Below are 13,494 nucleotides of genomic sequence, written 5' to 3'. Positions count from 1 at the left end.
ACGAGTCGGCCGACGGGCCGGTCGATGCACATTGCGCGGTCCCTGGACGAATCACGCGACTATGTGATCCAGGTCTCGGAAGCGGTTAGTCTCGAAGGCGTGAGTGTGCCCGAGATCGAGGACTGGGACGACGCCTCGCGCGTCGTGGCGGACGTGTACTTCCCGCACCGATTGACGGACCTCGGAAAGGTGGATCGTCCTGAGCTCGAATTGGTCTCGGCCGATCTCGGAGGTGTCACGATCGGTCGGATGGGCTGGGGAGCGGACGTCGCGATCGAATGCGAGTATCCGGGCGCCTACGAGGTGAACATACCGCTGAGCGGGCGGCTCGAATCGCGGGGGCGCTCGGGCACCGTCGTCTCCGAACCCGGCTCGGCGACAGTCTTCCGCGCGGACACCCCGTCGCTCATCACACGGTGGGACGCCGAATGTTCGGTCCTCGGAATCAAGTTCGATCGAGAACATCTCGAACGCGAAGCGGACCGCATTCTCGGTGGTCCGTTGCGGTCGCGCCTCGAACTTCCCGACCGCCTCGATCTGCGGGGGTCGGCGCAGGAATGGCACCGTCTCGTGGCAGCGCTGAGCGAGCAGCTCGCCGGGCCGACCCGGGTGCTCACGAATCCTCTCGTGTCGGCCCAGCTCGGCGGTGCGGTCACCACGGCCTTCGTCCTGGCGGTCGCGCCGGCCGACGAAATGTCACCGGCACCCCGCCCGGGCATGGTCCGGCGGGTGTTGAATGCTCTGCAGGAGGATCCGGGTCGTATCTGGACGGCAGCCGACATGGCGGAGATCGCCGGAACCAGTGTGCGCAGGTTGCAGGAGGCGTTCTCCGAGTACGTGGGCAGCAGTCCGTCCGCGTGTCTGCGCGACATCCGGCTCGATCGCGCCCACGCGGATCTTACTGCCGGGGGAATCACCGTGGCAGATGTGGCTTTCCGGTGGGGTTTCGGCCATCCGGGGCGTTTCGCCGCCGCCTTCAGGAAGCGGTACGGCGTCACCCCTACGGAAGTCCTGCGGGGCTGAACGCATGCGGATTCGGACGCACGTATGCGGGTGACGACCTCGTGGTCGTCACCCGCTCGTGCGTCCTCCCGGACGGCTCAGCCGAACCAGAGGATGGGTGTGGGCCGATCGAACGAAAGCTCAGGGTAGTCGTCGTCCGCGACCGGCGTCCGCAGCCGCCGCTCGACGTAGTCCAGACCGTTGCTGCGCATGTATTCGATGCAGGACACCGTGTACCCGACGGAATCCGTGCGCGTACTGACGATGGGGCGGAACAGATTCGGGAAGCCGTGCACCGTCAGGGCATCGCGTTCGAGCGCGGCGCCGTCTCGGCCCTGCAGTGTGAGGCCGCCGTGCCCGTCTACGACGAACTTCGCTCGGCCGACGACGGTGCCGCCGATGAGGATCTCCCACCGATGGTCGATGTCGTCGTAGCGGACGGCGCTCGCGGTGCCGATCTCGTGGCCCGCCAGCCGTAGTTCGTCGCGCAACCGGGCCGAGACCCGATGGGAGGCGAAGGAGCGTCCGAGGACTACCGCGTCGAATTCCGGTGCAGGGGGATGGGACACGGAGGTCGAAGCGGTCGTGGTCATCTCGGACGCTCCTTCGCGGTGGGTGGAGGTTGGGGGCCGCGCGCGGACGGGCAGGAGAACGGAGATCATCCGCCCGCGCGCGGGAGTCGGTTACTTGTAGAACGCGCTGACGTCGGAGTTGCCGATCAGGTCGGGCACGGTCCAGCCGTCGAGGTCGTACTCACTCATGAACTGCTCCGCGAAGCCCTTCATGGAGGCGACGTCACCGCGGCTCTCGGCGGCGAACAGCAGCTCGGCCTTGACGTTCTCGTGGTTGCCGGCATAGTTCCGTTCGTACAGTTCGTGGCGGCCACCGAACTCGGAGCCGATCGAATCCCACAGTGCCTTCATGACCTTCACGCGGTCGACCGCCTGGATGCCGTCGGAGCCGCGGACATACTTGTCGAGGTAAGGACGCACGTCCGGGTTCTTGAAGTCGGCGGCGGACGAGGGCAGGTAGATCAGGCCCGAGGCGACGTCCTGCTCGATGATCTCCTTGATGCGCGGGTAGCCCTGCATCGCGAACATGCGGTAGGTGAGGCCGTATTCGAGCTTGGGGATTACAGTGCCGTCGATCCACGGCTCCGGGTTGTTCACCATGGAGTCGGTGAGCGACCAGAACAGGTTGCGCCAGCCGATGACCTCACCGACACGGGTCTGCACGCCGCGGAATCCGCCGGCGCCGGTGGCGTCGAGAGCCTTCATGAGGAGACCGGCGATGAAGTCGAGCTTGACCGCGAGTCGCGTGCAGCCCTGCAGCGTGAAGCGCTGGAGGAAGCCGGAGCCGCCGAGGAAGTTGTTGATCTTCTCGACGTCCCCGTACATGAAGACGTTCTCCCAGGGCACGAGCACCTTGTCGAAGATGAAGATCGCGTCGTTCTCGTCCATCCGCGAGGAGATCGGGTAGTCGAACGGGGAGCCGACGATGTTCGCGTTCTGAGAGTAGGAGGCGCGCGAGATGAGCTTGATGCCGGGTGCGTCCATCGGCACCGTGCAGATCAGCGCGAATTCCTTCTTCTTGATCGGCAGACCGTAGTGAGCGATGAAGTTGTAGTTCGTGATGGCCGAGCCGGTCGCGACGACCTTGGCGCCGGAGACGATGAGGCCGGCGTCGGTCTCCTTCTCGACCTTCATGAACACGTCGCCGACCTGGTCCGGCGGTAGCTGACGGTCGACCGGCGGATTGATGATCGCGTGGTTCCAGTACAGGACCTTCTCCTGCGACTCGCGGTACCAGCGCTTCGCGTTGTCCTGGAAGGGCGAGTAGAACTCGTCGTTCGCGCCGAGCGTGCCGAGGAAGGACGCCTTGTAGTCGGGGCTGCGGCCCATCCAGCCGTAGGTCAGCCGTGCCCAGGTGGCGATGGCGTCGCGGTCGGCCCGCAGGTCGTCGGCGGACTTCGGGGTGCGGAAGAACGGCATGGTCACGCCGCCGTTGCCGGTGTCGGTGGGGGCGGTGAGGGTGTTGACGTGCTCACCGGTGTGGAGGGCGTCGTAGAGGCGCGCCGTCATCCGGATCGAGTTGCGGAAGGCCGGATGGTTGGTGAAATCCTTGACTCGCTCACCGTGCAGGTAGATCTCGCGACCGTCGTCGATGGAGGCGATGTACTCGTCGCCGGTCATGGGGCGGGAGGCGAAGTTCTTCTGCTGGTTGGCCGGGGAGTCCGCGGCGACGTTCACCTTGGAACGATCGAGGGTCTCCGAGGGCCGGGGTTCGGTGGTGGTCATGAAATTTCTCCTTGTCCGGGGGAGTGGAAGATGTTCAGGCGTGGGCTGCGGCGAGGTGGAACGGCACGAAGCGGGTCTGCGAGTCGAACCATCCGCTGTGCGGATCGTCGAGCGAGCCGTTCCACGCGGTGGACGTGCTCGGGGCGCCGAGATCATGGAAAGTGCTGCGGTAGAACAGGAGCGGGTCGACCGTCTCGTCGAAGGTGGCGTCGACGATCTCGCCGATGTAGATGATGTGGTCGCCGCCGTCGTATTCGCGCCAGGGCGTGCACGACAGTGTCGCGGCGGTGCCGGCGAGGATCGGGGCGGTGGGGCCCTGCTCCCAGACCGGCTCCGGCGACTGGGGGCGTCCTGCGAAGTGCAGTGCAGTGTCGAGCTGGTTTGCGGCGAGGATGTTGACCGCGAACGGCGCGTCGGACAGGAACCGGCAGGCCTTGGAGGTGCGGGTCAGGGTGACCTGGCACAGGCGGGGCTCGAGCGAGACGGCGGGGAAGGCGGTGACGGTCGCGCCGTGGGGCTCTCCGTCGCTGTTCGCGCAGGTGATGACGGTGACGCCGCTGGCGAACTGTCCGAAGATATTGCGGAGTGTGCGCTGATCCATGTCTGCGTCCTCCTGTCCGGTGCGGGTTGTGGTGGACTTCGATTCGATGTGACACAGACCATATGGACGTCGTGGAACTTGTGCGATCCAGTGAGCGCGGTCACTATCCACCTAGCGCGGTGAGTGGGCCGAAGGGCCCTGTTTGCCTGGGGCCGTGTTCCGCATCACACTGGATCGCACGCGCTCGAACCACACGGATGCGCAGGTCGGAGCGCCGACGACGAGCTGGAAACGAAGGTGAGGGGCCGATGGCAATGGAGCCGACTCCGGGGCTGGTCGATTGGGAAGAGGTGGAAGAGGCTGTCTCGAATGCCTATTTCGAGCACGAACTGACGCCGCTCGACGACGTCGCGCCCTCGCTCCGGCTCCGCACACTGCCGCTCGGGCCGATCCGTCTCACGCGCCTCGGCTGGGGAGCGGCGGTGTCGATCCGCAGCGAACATCCCGGGGCGTACGCGGTGAACATTCCGATCGCCGGTCGGATCGCCGCCGGCAACGGGTTGGTGTCGGAGGTCGGGCACGCCGCCGTCTTCCGTCCCGACACCGCAGCTCCGGAACAGAAGTGGACGAACGACTGCGAGATCGTCGGGATCAAGCTCGAACGCGACTATCTACAGCGCGAGATGTCGCGCATCCTCGCCCGTCCCGACCTGCAGCTCCCGAATCGGGTGGATCTGACGACGCAGGCGGGCCAGAGCTGGATGACGCTGTTGCGCTCGGTCGTGGAACAGCTCAAAACGGACGAATCGCTCTGGCGGAATCCGCTTGTCTCGGAGCAGTTGTCGGGTGCTCTGACGACCTCGTTCATCCTCGCGGTCATGCCGGAGGACGCGGATCCGACCGGCGGGGCGCGCCCGCGCATCATCAAGCGTGTCCTCGACCGGTTGCACGAGGATCCCGCCTCGGCGTGGACCACCGCCGAGATGGCCGAGGTGGCCGGGGTCAGTGTGCGGCGCCTGCAGGAGGGGTTCCGCGAATATCTCGGGGTGTGCCCGCGCGACTATCTGCTCGACCTGCGCCTCGAGCGCATCCACGAGGAACTCGCGGTGGGCGATGCGGCGGAACTGTCGGTCACCGATGTGGCTCTGAAGTGGGGTATCACCCATACCGGCCGGTTCGCGGCGGCCTACAAGCGTAAGTACGGGGTGGCACCGTCGGTCACGCTGCGTGGGTGATCGAGGGCCGTCAGTTGTGGTGGTAGCCGAGCTCGCTGCTGAGCCTTTCGGCGCAGTTCACGACCCTTTTCGTAGCGAGATCGCGGAACGAGTCGAGGGTGTGCCGACCGGTCGACGTCGAGCACGCGAGCACTCCCACGGCATAGCCGGAGGGGTCGAAGACGGGAGCGGCGATCGTGATGAGCCCTTCCTCGAGTTCGGCGGAGGTGATCGCGTAGCCGCGGTTGCGCACGTGGGCCAGTTCGGCACGCAGGTCGTCGGGGTTGTCGATCGTCGCGCTCGTGAATCGTACGAACTCGGTTTCCTCGAGCACGCGATCGACGATTTCGCGTGGTGACCAGGCCAGCAGCGCCCGACCCATCGACGTCGCGTAGGCGGGGACGCGGGTGCCGACGGAGACGTTGATGCTCATGATCCGGCGGACCGGGACGCGTGCGGCGTAGACGACCTCGGCGCCGTCGAGTACGCCGAGGGATGCGGATTCGTTGGCGTGCTCGGCGATCTCGACGAGTTTCGGCAATGCCGAGTCCACGAGAGTGTGGGATTCGGTGTAGTGCCGGCCGATACTGAGCACGCGTGGAGTGAGCGACCATCTCGTGCCGTGTGAGGTGACGTAGCCGAGTTTCTGCAGGGTCAGCAGGATCCGGCGGACCGCGGGTCGCGACAGGCCGGTCTTGGCGGCCAGCTCGGCCAGGCTGGGGTTCGGGTCCTTGTCGTCGAAGGCGTGCAATACCGCGAAACCACGTTCGATGCTCTGGATGAAGTCTCGATCGTTGCTAGGGCCATTACCTAGGTCGATGCTCGGCATCCTGCCTCCTACCTGCGTACTTGTTGATACTGCCCGATCCGGTGTTGACAAGCTGTGTGACACCACGCACAGTATGTGATGTACGCACTGCGATACACAAGTACGCACAGCGTACTGACCGGTGATCACCGCAGCCCCTGTGTCGCACCGGCCCCACACTTCCGATAGTTCAGTCCCCACGAGGAGAGCCATGACCACCATGGAGAACCCCACCGCCCACGGGTCCGGCAACGCTGCGACCGACAAGTTCAAGTCCGAGCGGGTCACGTCCGACACCTCGGTCGAGCGTGCGTCGGCGATCTACCAGGACGTGATCGGGGCTTTCGCCGACATCATCCAGAAGCACCAGGTGACCTACGACGAGTACCGGGTGCTCAAGCAGTGGCTCATCGACGTGGGTGAATACGGCGAGTGGCCGCTGTGGCTGGACGTCTTCCTCGAGCACGAGATCGAGAAGGTGCACTACAACCGCAAGGGCTTCACCGGCACCAAGGGCTCCATCGAAGGCCCCTACTACGTCCCGGACAGCCCGAAGCTCCCGGCCAAGTGCACGATGCCGATGCGCGAGAAGGACAAGGTCGCGCCGCCGCTGGTCTTCAAGGGCCAGGTCACCGACCTCGAGGGCAACGGCCTGCATGGCGCCACCGTCGAGCTGTGGCACGCCGACGAAGAGGGCTTCTACTCGCAGTTCGCCCCCGGTATCCCCGAGTGGAACCTGCGCGGCACCGTCGAGGTCGACGAGAACGGCAACTTCGAGATCACCACGCTCAAGCCGGCTCCCTACAAGATCCCGGCCGACGGACCGACCGGCTGGTTCATCAGCTCCTACGGCGGACACCCCTGGCGTCCGGCCCACCTGCACCTCATGGTGAAGGCTCCCGGCAAGCGCGCCATCACCACCCAGCTGTACTTCAAGGGCGGCGAGTGGGTCGAGGACGACGTCGCCACGGCCGTCAAGCCCGAGCTCATCCTGGATCCGCAGCCCAACGCCGACGGCATCGACGAAGTGACCTACAACTTCGTACTCGACCCCGAAGCGTGATCCGCACCGCGGAAACCGCCCGATCCGGCCCCCGCGCGCGAGTCGGTTCTGCGTAACGAATGCCGGTGCCCCACTGGGGTACCGGCATTCGTGCTGAATGCAGGGTCGACGTATTCCCCGTCACACCCCGATCCGATTGTGAGCAATTCCGATGTCCGACCCCGATCTGAAGATCGCCTCCGTCACCACGACGATCATCGATGTACCGCTGATCCGACCCCACAAGTTCGCCACCACCACCGCCGAAGCGCAGCCGATCCTGCTCGTCGCGGTGACCACCGAGGGCGGCGTCACCGGTTACGGTGAAGGCGTCGTGCCGGGCGGGCCGTGGTGGGGCGGCGAATCGGTCGAGACGATGCAGCAGATCGTCGATCGCTACATCGGGCCCTACATCATCGGACGCGGAGTCGACGAGATCAGTGGCGTCATGGTCGATATCGAGCGCATCGTCGCCAACGCGCGATTCGCGAAGGCCGCCGTCGACGTCGCGATGCACGACGCGTGGGGACGCGCGCTGGGTGTGCCGGTCGCGTCGCTGCTCGGCGGTGCCTTCCGGACCGGCGTCGACGTGCGGTGGGCGCTCGGCGCCGCGCCGCTCGAAGAGATCGTCGAGGAGGTCACCCACAAGCGTGAGCAGCGTCTGAACTACTCTTTCAAGCTCAAGATGGGTGCGCTCGACCCGGCAGTCGACACCGATCGTGTCGTCAAGATCGTCGAGGCGTTCGGCGGCGAGGTCGGATTCAGCATCGACGTCAACGCCCGCTGGGACCGTTTCACCGCGCTGCGCCACGTCCCGCAGCTCGTCGACGGTGGAGTCGAGCTCATCGAACAGCCCACTCCCGCAGATCAACTCGACGTGCTCGCCGAGATCAACCGACGCGTCTCGGCGCCGGTGATGGCCGACGAGTCCGTGCAGACCCCGCACGACGCGTACGAGGTGGCCAAGCTCGGCGCCGCCGACGTCGTCGCGCTCAAGACCACCAAGTGCGGCGGACTGCAGCGCAGCAAGCAGGTCGTCGCCGTCGCGAAGGCGGCCGGCCTGCGGTGCCACGGTGCGACCTCCATCGAAGGCCCTATCGGGACCGCCGCGTCCGTCCACTTCGCCTGCGCCGAACCGGGGATCGACTACGGCACCGAACTGTTCGGTCCGCAGTTGTTCGCCGTCGAACTGCTGCAGGAGCCGCTCGACTACTCCGAGGGCCAGGTGCACCTGCCCGAGGGGCCGGGACTCGGCGTCGAACTCGACATGGACGTCGTGAAGAAGTACGCGCGTTCCTGATTCGCGCTCTCGTCAGAACAGAAGAAGGAGAAACATCATGGCACTGTTCCACGTTCGGATGGACGTCGACATCCCCCGCGATCTGGACCCCGACGTGCGCGCCGAGACCGTCGCGAAGGAGAAGGCCTACAGCCAGGATCTCCAGCGCCAGGGCAAGTGGCGGGAGATCTGGCGGATCGTCGGCCAGTACAGCAACATCTCGATCTTCGACGTCGAGTCGGCCGACGAATTGCACGAGATCCTGTGGACCCTGCCGTTGTTCCCCTACATGAACATCGAGGTCATGCCGCTGACGAAGCACGGCTCCGACATCAAGTGACCCTCGGCGCAGGCGAGTGGCTCATACTCGGGTTATGAGCCTGCCACTGCGCGACGTCTACGCCGAGCCGACCCTCGCCGACCTGATGCCTTCGGTGCTCTCGTCCGCGGGGGTCGCCGGTGAGACCAACCGACTCGATCTCACTCCCGTCGATCACACCGTCGTCCTACTCGTCGACGGGATGGGATGGGAGCTGCTGCAGCGCAACGCGAAAGCCGCTCCGTACCTGACGCAGGCGCCGGGGAGCCCGATGCGTGCCGGCTTCCCGACGACCACCGCCGTCAGCCTCGCTTCCCTCGGGACGGGGCTGCCGTCCGGCCTCCACGGCATCACCGGTTACCAGTCGTACGTCGACGAGATCGAGGCCCCGGTCAACTGGCTCCGCTGGACCCTCGCCGGAACCGCGATCGACCAGCGCGACGATCTTGTACCCGAGACCGTGCAGCCCCACCCGACGGTGTTCGAACGCGGCCGCGAGGCGGGCCTGACCGTCACCACCGTCGTGCCGAATGCCTTCGAGGGCAGCGGCCTCACCCGGGCCGTGCTGCGCGGCGGCAACTTCGTCGGGGTCTCCGCCTACGGCGATCTGCTCGCCCAGGTCGTCGCCGCGGTGAGCGCCGGCGACCGCAGCCTCGTCTACTGCTACATCGGCGAGGTCGACACCCTCGGACACGTCTACGGACCGGAGTCCGCGGCGTGGCTCGCGCAACTCACGGTGGTCGATCGTTTCGTCGAGCAACTCGCCGACGCGCTGCCGACCGGCCCCCGCCTGCTCGTCACCGCCGATCACGGCATGGTCGACGCCTCGCGGGGTCGCCGCATCGACTTCGACCACACCCCGGGTCTCGGTGAGGACGTCACCGTCATCGCCGGGGAACCGCGGTGCCGCCACATCTACACCTACCACGTCGACCGGGTCCTCGAACGCTGGCGCAACGAACTCGGCGACCACGCGTGGGTCGGCACCCGCGACGACGCGTTCGCGGCGTGCCTGTTCGGATCCGATCCCGATCCGGCGCTGGCCAAACGGATCGGCGACATCGTGGCCGTCGGACGCGGCGAATCGACGGTGATCCGCAGCGACGGCGAGCAGGTCATGTCGAACCTTCCCGGGCAGCACGGGGCGTTGACCGACGAGGAACTGCTCGTGCCGCTGCTGCGGATCGGGTGACGCGTTCGAGGTCCGGGCCGCCGGGTGTCGGAACTCTCGATGCCTGAGACGTATCGGTCACATAGTGTGTGCACATGCGTACCGATGCGGTGACCTGGCACGACCGCAGCAGTAGGGTCGCGCTGATCCTCCTGTGGGTGGTCCGGATCCTCTTCAAGCCGATTCTGAGTCTCTGGCCGAGCAACGACTTCGGCATCGCCGTGCTCGGCCGGCTGTCGTGGGTGGTCGACAGGATCACGCCCACGCCGCGCGCCGTGCACGTCACGCAGACCGAACTCGGCGGAGTGCCCGGTGAGCGGATCATCTCCCCGAAGCCGGTCGACGATCCGCTCGACGACGCCACCATCCTCTACTTCCACGGCGGCGGCTTCATCTTCTGCGGCCCGTCCACCCACCGTCAGCTGTGCGTGCAGCTCGCGCTCGATTCCGGTGCCCCGGTGTACTCGATGGACTACCGGCAGGTGCCCGCGGTGCCGATCGCAGGTTCGGTGCAGGACGCGATGAACGCGTACACCGCTCTGCTCGAGGTGGCCGACGATCCCACGCGCATCGTCGTCGGCGGCGACTCGGCCGGCGGTTATCTCGCGGCGAAGGTCGCCGAACTCGCCGCGCGTCGCGGCATCCAGCGACCGGCCGCGGTGATCGGGTACTCGCCGCTGCTCAACCTCGACCTAGACAAGCACGACCCGAAGTACATGGCGAGGGACGCCTACCTGCCCATCAAGGCACTCGGGAAGATCAGTCCGCGCTGGTTCGCCGGGGAAGAGGCGATCGAGGGCGAGACGAACCCTGTCGACGCCGATCCGGCGCTGTTCCCTCCCATGTTCATGTGCGCCGCCGAATACGAGCTGACCAGGCCGGACGTGGAGATCATGACCGAACGACTCGCGTCGGCGGGACGCACCGTGGAGACACATCTGTGGCGCGGGCAGATCCACGCGTGGCCGGTCCTGGCCCGCGCGATCCCCGAAGCCATGGAACTGATCGGGCTCAGCACCCGGTTCGCGCGACGCGCGATCGTCGCAGTGGACGACGCCGCCTGAACGCTCACAGGTTGGTGTCGGGCGGCTCCGGGCTCTCGGGCAGTCCGGCGCCGTGGCCGTCCCCGTCGCGCGGCGGACAGTTCCCGCCGACGGCGTAGGACGTCATCGACAGCGATCCGTATTCGACACCGTCGACGAGGGTCTCCGGTTGCTCCCCGGACTCGGCGGCCAGACCCGCGACGTACAGCAACGGCAGGAAATGATCGGGGGTCGGCACCGCGTGGCGGTAATCGGGGTGCTCACCCAGCGCCGCGGCGTCACCGGGACGGTCGCGCAGAACGGCGAAGGCATCCTCGTCGAATCGGTGCGCCCAGTCGAACCCCGCGCCCGGGCGTCGCGGATCCATCGTGCCGAGGTTGTGGACGACGTTGCCGCTCGCGACGATCAACACCCCGCGATCGCGGAGTCCGGCGAGACGGGCTCCGAGTTCGACGTGATAGTCGAGCGGCTTGTAGGCGTTGAGGCTGAGCTGCACTACCGGGACATCCGCCTCCGGGAAGGCGTGGGTGAGCACCGACCAGGTGCCGTGGTCGATACCCCACGAGTCGACGTCGGCACCCACCCACGTCGGGTGGACGAGGTCGGCGATCTCCTCCGCCAGTTCCGGAGCACCGGGCGCCGGATACTCGACGTCGAACAACTCCTGCGGGAACCCGAAGAAGTCGTGGATCGTGCGCGGCGACCGCATCGCGGTCACCGCGGTGGCGTTGATGAACCAGTGGGCGGAGATCGCCAGGATCGCGCGGGGCGTCGGCACGGATCGCCCGAACGCCGCCCAGGCCTGCGTGTACCGATTCGATTCGAGCGCGTTGAGCGGACTGCCGTGGCCGACGAACGCGACCGGCATGCGTGACGACACGCCCTCTCCTTCCGGTTGTCGAGCCTCAGTTGTCGAGTCGTGTCTTCAACCAGGCCGTCAGGTCGTCGAGCACGCGGTCCTTCTCCGGCTCGTTGAACACCTCGTGGTACAGCCCGTCGTACAACTTCAGCGTCAAGTCCTTCGAACCCGCACGGTCTGCGATGAGCTGCGACCCGGCGGGATCGGCGAGCGCGTCGGCGGTTCCGTGCATGACGAGCAACGGCAGCCTCAGGTTCGGGAGGCGCCGCTCGAGGCTCTGCTCGTTGAGCACCAGCACCCGCGCGAGTCCGGCGGGCACGAGACCGTGGTGCACGAGCGGATCGGCGTCGTACGCCGCGACCACCGCGGGATCGCGCGAGACCGCTTTGCTGTCGAACTGCTGCACCGGCACACCCGGCAGGAAACGCCCGATCAGCTTGCCGATCTCCACGACCGGCTTCGGTGTGCCCGACGTGACGATCCCCGCCGGCCCCGACAACACGAGCGCGTCGAGCCGGTCCTGATGGTCGAGCGCGTAGGCCAGAGCGATCGCACCGCCCATCGAGTGACCGAGCATGAAGACCGGCAGGCCGGGATGCGCATGGGTCGCCAGATCGATCAGGCTGTCCAGGTCGTCGGTGAACTCGCGCATCTCCCGGGCGCCCACACGCTTGCCGCCCGACCGTCCGTGACCGCGATGGTCGGGGGCGTACACGACGAGGCCGAGATCGGTGAGCCGCGCGACGACGTGGTCGTAGCGACGTGCGTGCTCACCCAGCCCGTGGCTGAGGATCAGCACGCCGGTAGGGGCCTCCGGCGACCACACGTCGTACACGATCGGGATCGCGCCGACGCCGGTGAACGACGATTCGGTGTGCTCCATGAGCGCCTCCTGCGGCCTCGTCGACAGATGTTCCTCGCATCTTCGCACGAGTACCGGCTCGGAGGCTTGTGTCCGGCCGGAGACAGAGGCACGCTCGAAAGAAGGGGGTGCGACCAAGGAGACCTGTGATGGAAACCGAGATCACCGAGATCGCTCCGGATGTCTACCGCGTGTCCACATTTCTCGACGCGGCGAACCTGACGATGAACCAGTTCCTCGTGGACGGTGACGAGCCTCTGCTGTTCCATACCGGATATCGGTCGTTGTTCCCGTCGGTGTCGGAGGCGATAGCACGGTTGATACCGCTGGATCGGTTGCGGTGGATCACCTTCGGGCACGTCGAGGCCGACGAGTGCGGATCGATGAACTCCTGGCTCGAAGTGGCGCCGGCGGCGGAGGTCGCCCACGGTGCGATGGGTTGTTTCGTCCAGGTCGCCGATCTTGCGGATCGTCCACCGCATCCCCTGCAGGACGGGGACGTCCTGGCCACCGGGCGCCGTCGGGTGCGGCACATCGACACCCCGCACGTTCCACACGGATGGGATGCAGGTCTGATGTTCGAGGAAACGACATCCACCCTGTTGTGCGGTGATCTGTTCACGGCGTTCGGTAGATATCCGGCACGGACGACGAGCGAGATCATCGGCCCCGCTCTGCAGGCGGAGGACCTGGGTCGCGCGACGTGCCTGACCCCCGAACTCGGACCCACCATCCGCGCACTCGCGGACCTGCACCCGAGCACTCTCGCACCCATGCACGCCCCGGCCTACGAGGGTGATTGCGCCGCGACCCTCGAGGAACTTGCTGCGGCATACGAGGAACGGTTCGCCGCCGAGGCGGACGTGCGCCGTGGCCGAGGACCGAAATCCGATTGACGGTGCTCGGGCGCTCGGTACCCTGGAGATCATGATCCAGGCGCTCTACTTCCACTGACGACACCCCCTCCGCGGCTCGGGACGTCCTCCGAGGTCGCGGTTCGAGCCGTACCCGAATACGGCCGAGTGTCCGGCCGTTCGTCAGCGAGCGCATCCTCCCA

The 13,494-nt window shown here is 66.6% G+C and carries 14 protein-coding genes; 8 read left to right on the top strand and 6 right to left on the bottom strand.

Annotation, left to right across the window (positions count from 1 at the left end; genetic code table 11):
- The first annotated feature begins 99 nt into the window (after window positions 1-99).
- Entirely contained in the window at window positions 100-1,023 is a 924-nt protein-coding gene (locus IM25_RS04915) for an AraC family transcriptional regulator (RefSeq protein WP_157126925.1), read from the top strand.
- A gap of 77 nt (window positions 1,024-1,100) precedes the next feature.
- Here IM25_RS04915 and IM25_RS04910 read toward each other — a convergent pair whose 3' ends face one another.
- The 3 genes from IM25_RS04910 to IM25_RS04900 form a co-directional block, all read right to left on the bottom strand.
- Window positions 1,101-1,595 (bottom strand): hypothetical protein, encoded by a 495-nt coding sequence (locus IM25_RS04910; RefSeq protein WP_065996472.1) that lies wholly within the window; start codon window positions 1,593-1,595, stop codon window positions 1,101-1,103.
- Window positions 1,596-1,685: 90 nt separating this feature from the next.
- Window positions 1,686-3,299 carry a 4-hydroxyphenylacetate 3-hydroxylase family protein gene (locus IM25_RS04905; protein ID WP_006553161.1) on the bottom strand — a complete coding sequence of 538 codons (1,614 nt, stop codon included), beginning with the start codon at window positions 3,297-3,299 and terminating at the stop codon, window positions 1,686-1,688.
- Window positions 3,300-3,333: 34 nt separating this feature from the next.
- Window positions 3,334-3,900, bottom strand: coding sequence for a flavin reductase family protein (locus tag IM25_RS04900; RefSeq protein ID WP_065995811.1), 567 nt, complete (start codon window positions 3,898-3,900; stop codon window positions 3,334-3,336).
- A gap of 254 nt (window positions 3,901-4,154) precedes the next feature.
- On the opposite strand from IM25_RS04900, the gene IM25_RS04895 reads away from it, so the two are divergent.
- Window positions 4,155-5,075, top strand: a complete 921-nt coding sequence (locus IM25_RS04895; RefSeq protein ID WP_033097472.1) for an AraC family transcriptional regulator — start codon at window positions 4,155-4,157, stop codon at window positions 5,073-5,075.
- Between the two features lie 10 nt (window positions 5,076-5,085).
- Here IM25_RS04895 and IM25_RS04890 read toward each other — a convergent pair whose 3' ends face one another.
- Window positions 5,086-5,883: an IclR family transcriptional regulator domain-containing protein gene (locus IM25_RS04890; RefSeq protein WP_033097471.1), complete on the bottom strand. Its 798-nt coding sequence runs from the start codon at window positions 5,881-5,883 to the stop codon at window positions 5,086-5,088.
- A 190-nt stretch (window positions 5,884-6,073) separates the two neighbouring features.
- On the opposite strand from IM25_RS04890, the gene catA reads away from it, so the two are divergent.
- The 5 genes from catA to IM25_RS04865 all read left to right on the top strand — a co-directional run bounded on the left by catA (window position 6,074) and on the right by IM25_RS04865 (window position 10,737).
- A complete protein-coding gene (gene catA, locus IM25_RS04885; protein WP_006553165.1) occupies window positions 6,074-6,925 on the top strand; it encodes a catechol 1,2-dioxygenase in 852 nt (283 codons plus the stop codon).
- 151 nt (window positions 6,926-7,076) lie between these two features.
- A complete protein-coding gene (locus IM25_RS04880; RefSeq protein WP_006553166.1) occupies window positions 7,077-8,204 on the top strand; it encodes a muconate/chloromuconate family cycloisomerase in 1,128 nt (375 codons plus the stop codon).
- Window positions 8,205-8,241: 37 nt separating this feature from the next.
- Window positions 8,242-8,523: a muconolactone Delta-isomerase gene (gene catC, locus IM25_RS04875; RefSeq protein WP_065995810.1), complete on the top strand. Its 282-nt coding sequence runs from the start codon at window positions 8,242-8,244 to the stop codon at window positions 8,521-8,523.
- Between the two features lie 34 nt (window positions 8,524-8,557).
- Window positions 8,558-9,694 carry an alkaline phosphatase family protein gene (locus IM25_RS04870; protein ID WP_065995809.1) on the top strand — a complete coding sequence of 379 codons (1,137 nt, stop codon included), beginning with the start codon at window positions 8,558-8,560 and terminating at the stop codon, window positions 9,692-9,694.
- Between the two features lie 74 nt (window positions 9,695-9,768).
- The gene (locus tag IM25_RS04865; RefSeq protein WP_006553169.1) at window positions 9,769-10,737 is read left to right on the top strand and encodes an alpha/beta hydrolase; all 969 of its coding nucleotides are present in this window, start codon (window positions 9,769-9,771) and stop codon (window positions 10,735-10,737) included.
- Window positions 10,738-10,741: 4 nt separating this feature from the next.
- Here IM25_RS04865 and ygiD read toward each other — a convergent pair whose 3' ends face one another.
- Together ygiD and IM25_RS04855 are read right to left on the bottom strand one after the other, a co-directional pair.
- Window positions 10,742-11,584 carry a 4,5-DOPA dioxygenase extradiol gene (ygiD, locus tag IM25_RS04860; RefSeq protein ID WP_019288822.1) on the bottom strand — a complete coding sequence of 281 codons (843 nt, stop codon included), beginning with the start codon at window positions 11,582-11,584 and terminating at the stop codon, window positions 10,742-10,744.
- A 37-nt stretch (window positions 11,585-11,621) separates the two neighbouring features.
- Window positions 11,622-12,458, bottom strand: coding sequence for an alpha/beta hydrolase (locus tag IM25_RS04855; protein WP_065995808.1), 837 nt, complete (start codon window positions 12,456-12,458; stop codon window positions 11,622-11,624).
- A gap of 128 nt (window positions 12,459-12,586) precedes the next feature.
- Here IM25_RS04855 and IM25_RS04850 point away from each other — a divergent pair, with 128 nt between their 5' ends.
- Window positions 12,587-13,333 (top strand): MBL fold metallo-hydrolase, encoded by a 747-nt coding sequence (locus IM25_RS04850; protein ID WP_033097469.1) that lies wholly within the window; start codon window positions 12,587-12,589, stop codon window positions 13,331-13,333.
- The last annotated feature ends 161 nt before the right edge of the window (window positions 13,334-13,494 follow it).

Source organism: Rhodococcus sp. p52 (genome assembly GCF_000763325.2).
In the GTDB taxonomy this organism is placed as follows: Bacteria; Actinomycetota; Actinomycetes; order Mycobacteriales; family Mycobacteriaceae; genus Rhodococcus; species Rhodococcus pyridinivorans.
The sequence above is the reverse complement of the archived record's forward strand: the minus strand, read 5'-3'. Positions and strand labels throughout refer to the sequence as shown.

What these genes read in the sequence shown, in the direction of transcription:
- ygiD (WP_019288822.1), bottom strand. Translation starts at nt 11,584, where the DNA reads ATGCCGGTCGCGTTCGTCGGCCACGGCAGTCCGCTCAACGCGCTCGAA.
- IM25_RS04865 (WP_006553169.1), top strand. Translation starts at nt 9,769, where the DNA reads ATGCGTACCGATGCGGTGACCTGGCACGACCGCAGCAGTAGGGTCGCG.
- IM25_RS04905 (WP_006553161.1), bottom strand. Translation starts at nt 3,299, where the DNA reads ATGACCACCACCGAACCCCGGCCCTCGGAGACCCTCGATCGTTCCAAG.
- IM25_RS04855 (WP_065995808.1), bottom strand. Translation starts at nt 12,458, where the DNA reads ATGGAGCACACCGAATCGTCGTTCACCGGCGTCGGCGCGATCCCGATC.
- IM25_RS04895 (WP_033097472.1), top strand. Translation starts at nt 4,155, where the DNA reads ATGGAGCCGACTCCGGGGCTGGTCGATTGGGAAGAGGTGGAAGAGGCT.
- IM25_RS04870 (WP_065995809.1), top strand. Translation starts at nt 8,558, where the DNA reads ATGAGCCTGCCACTGCGCGACGTCTACGCCGAGCCGACCCTCGCCGAC.
- IM25_RS04880 (WP_006553166.1), top strand. Translation starts at nt 7,077, where the DNA reads ATGTCCGACCCCGATCTGAAGATCGCCTCCGTCACCACGACGATCATC.
- IM25_RS04850 (WP_033097469.1), top strand. Translation starts at nt 12,587, where the DNA reads ATGGAAACCGAGATCACCGAGATCGCTCCGGATGTCTACCGCGTGTCC.
- IM25_RS04890 (WP_033097471.1), bottom strand. Translation starts at nt 5,883, where the DNA reads ATGCCGAGCATCGACCTAGGTAATGGCCCTAGCAACGATCGAGACTTC.
- IM25_RS04900 (WP_065995811.1), bottom strand. Translation starts at nt 3,900, where the DNA reads ATGGATCAGCGCACACTCCGCAATATCTTCGGACAGTTCGCCAGCGGC.
- catA (WP_006553165.1), top strand. Translation starts at nt 6,074, where the DNA reads ATGACCACCATGGAGAACCCCACCGCCCACGGGTCCGGCAACGCTGCG.
- IM25_RS04910 (WP_065996472.1), bottom strand. Translation starts at nt 1,595, where the DNA reads ATGACCACGACCGCTTCGACCTCCGTGTCCCATCCCCCTGCACCGGAA.
- catC (WP_065995810.1), top strand. Translation starts at nt 8,242, where the DNA reads ATGGCACTGTTCCACGTTCGGATGGACGTCGACATCCCCCGCGATCTG.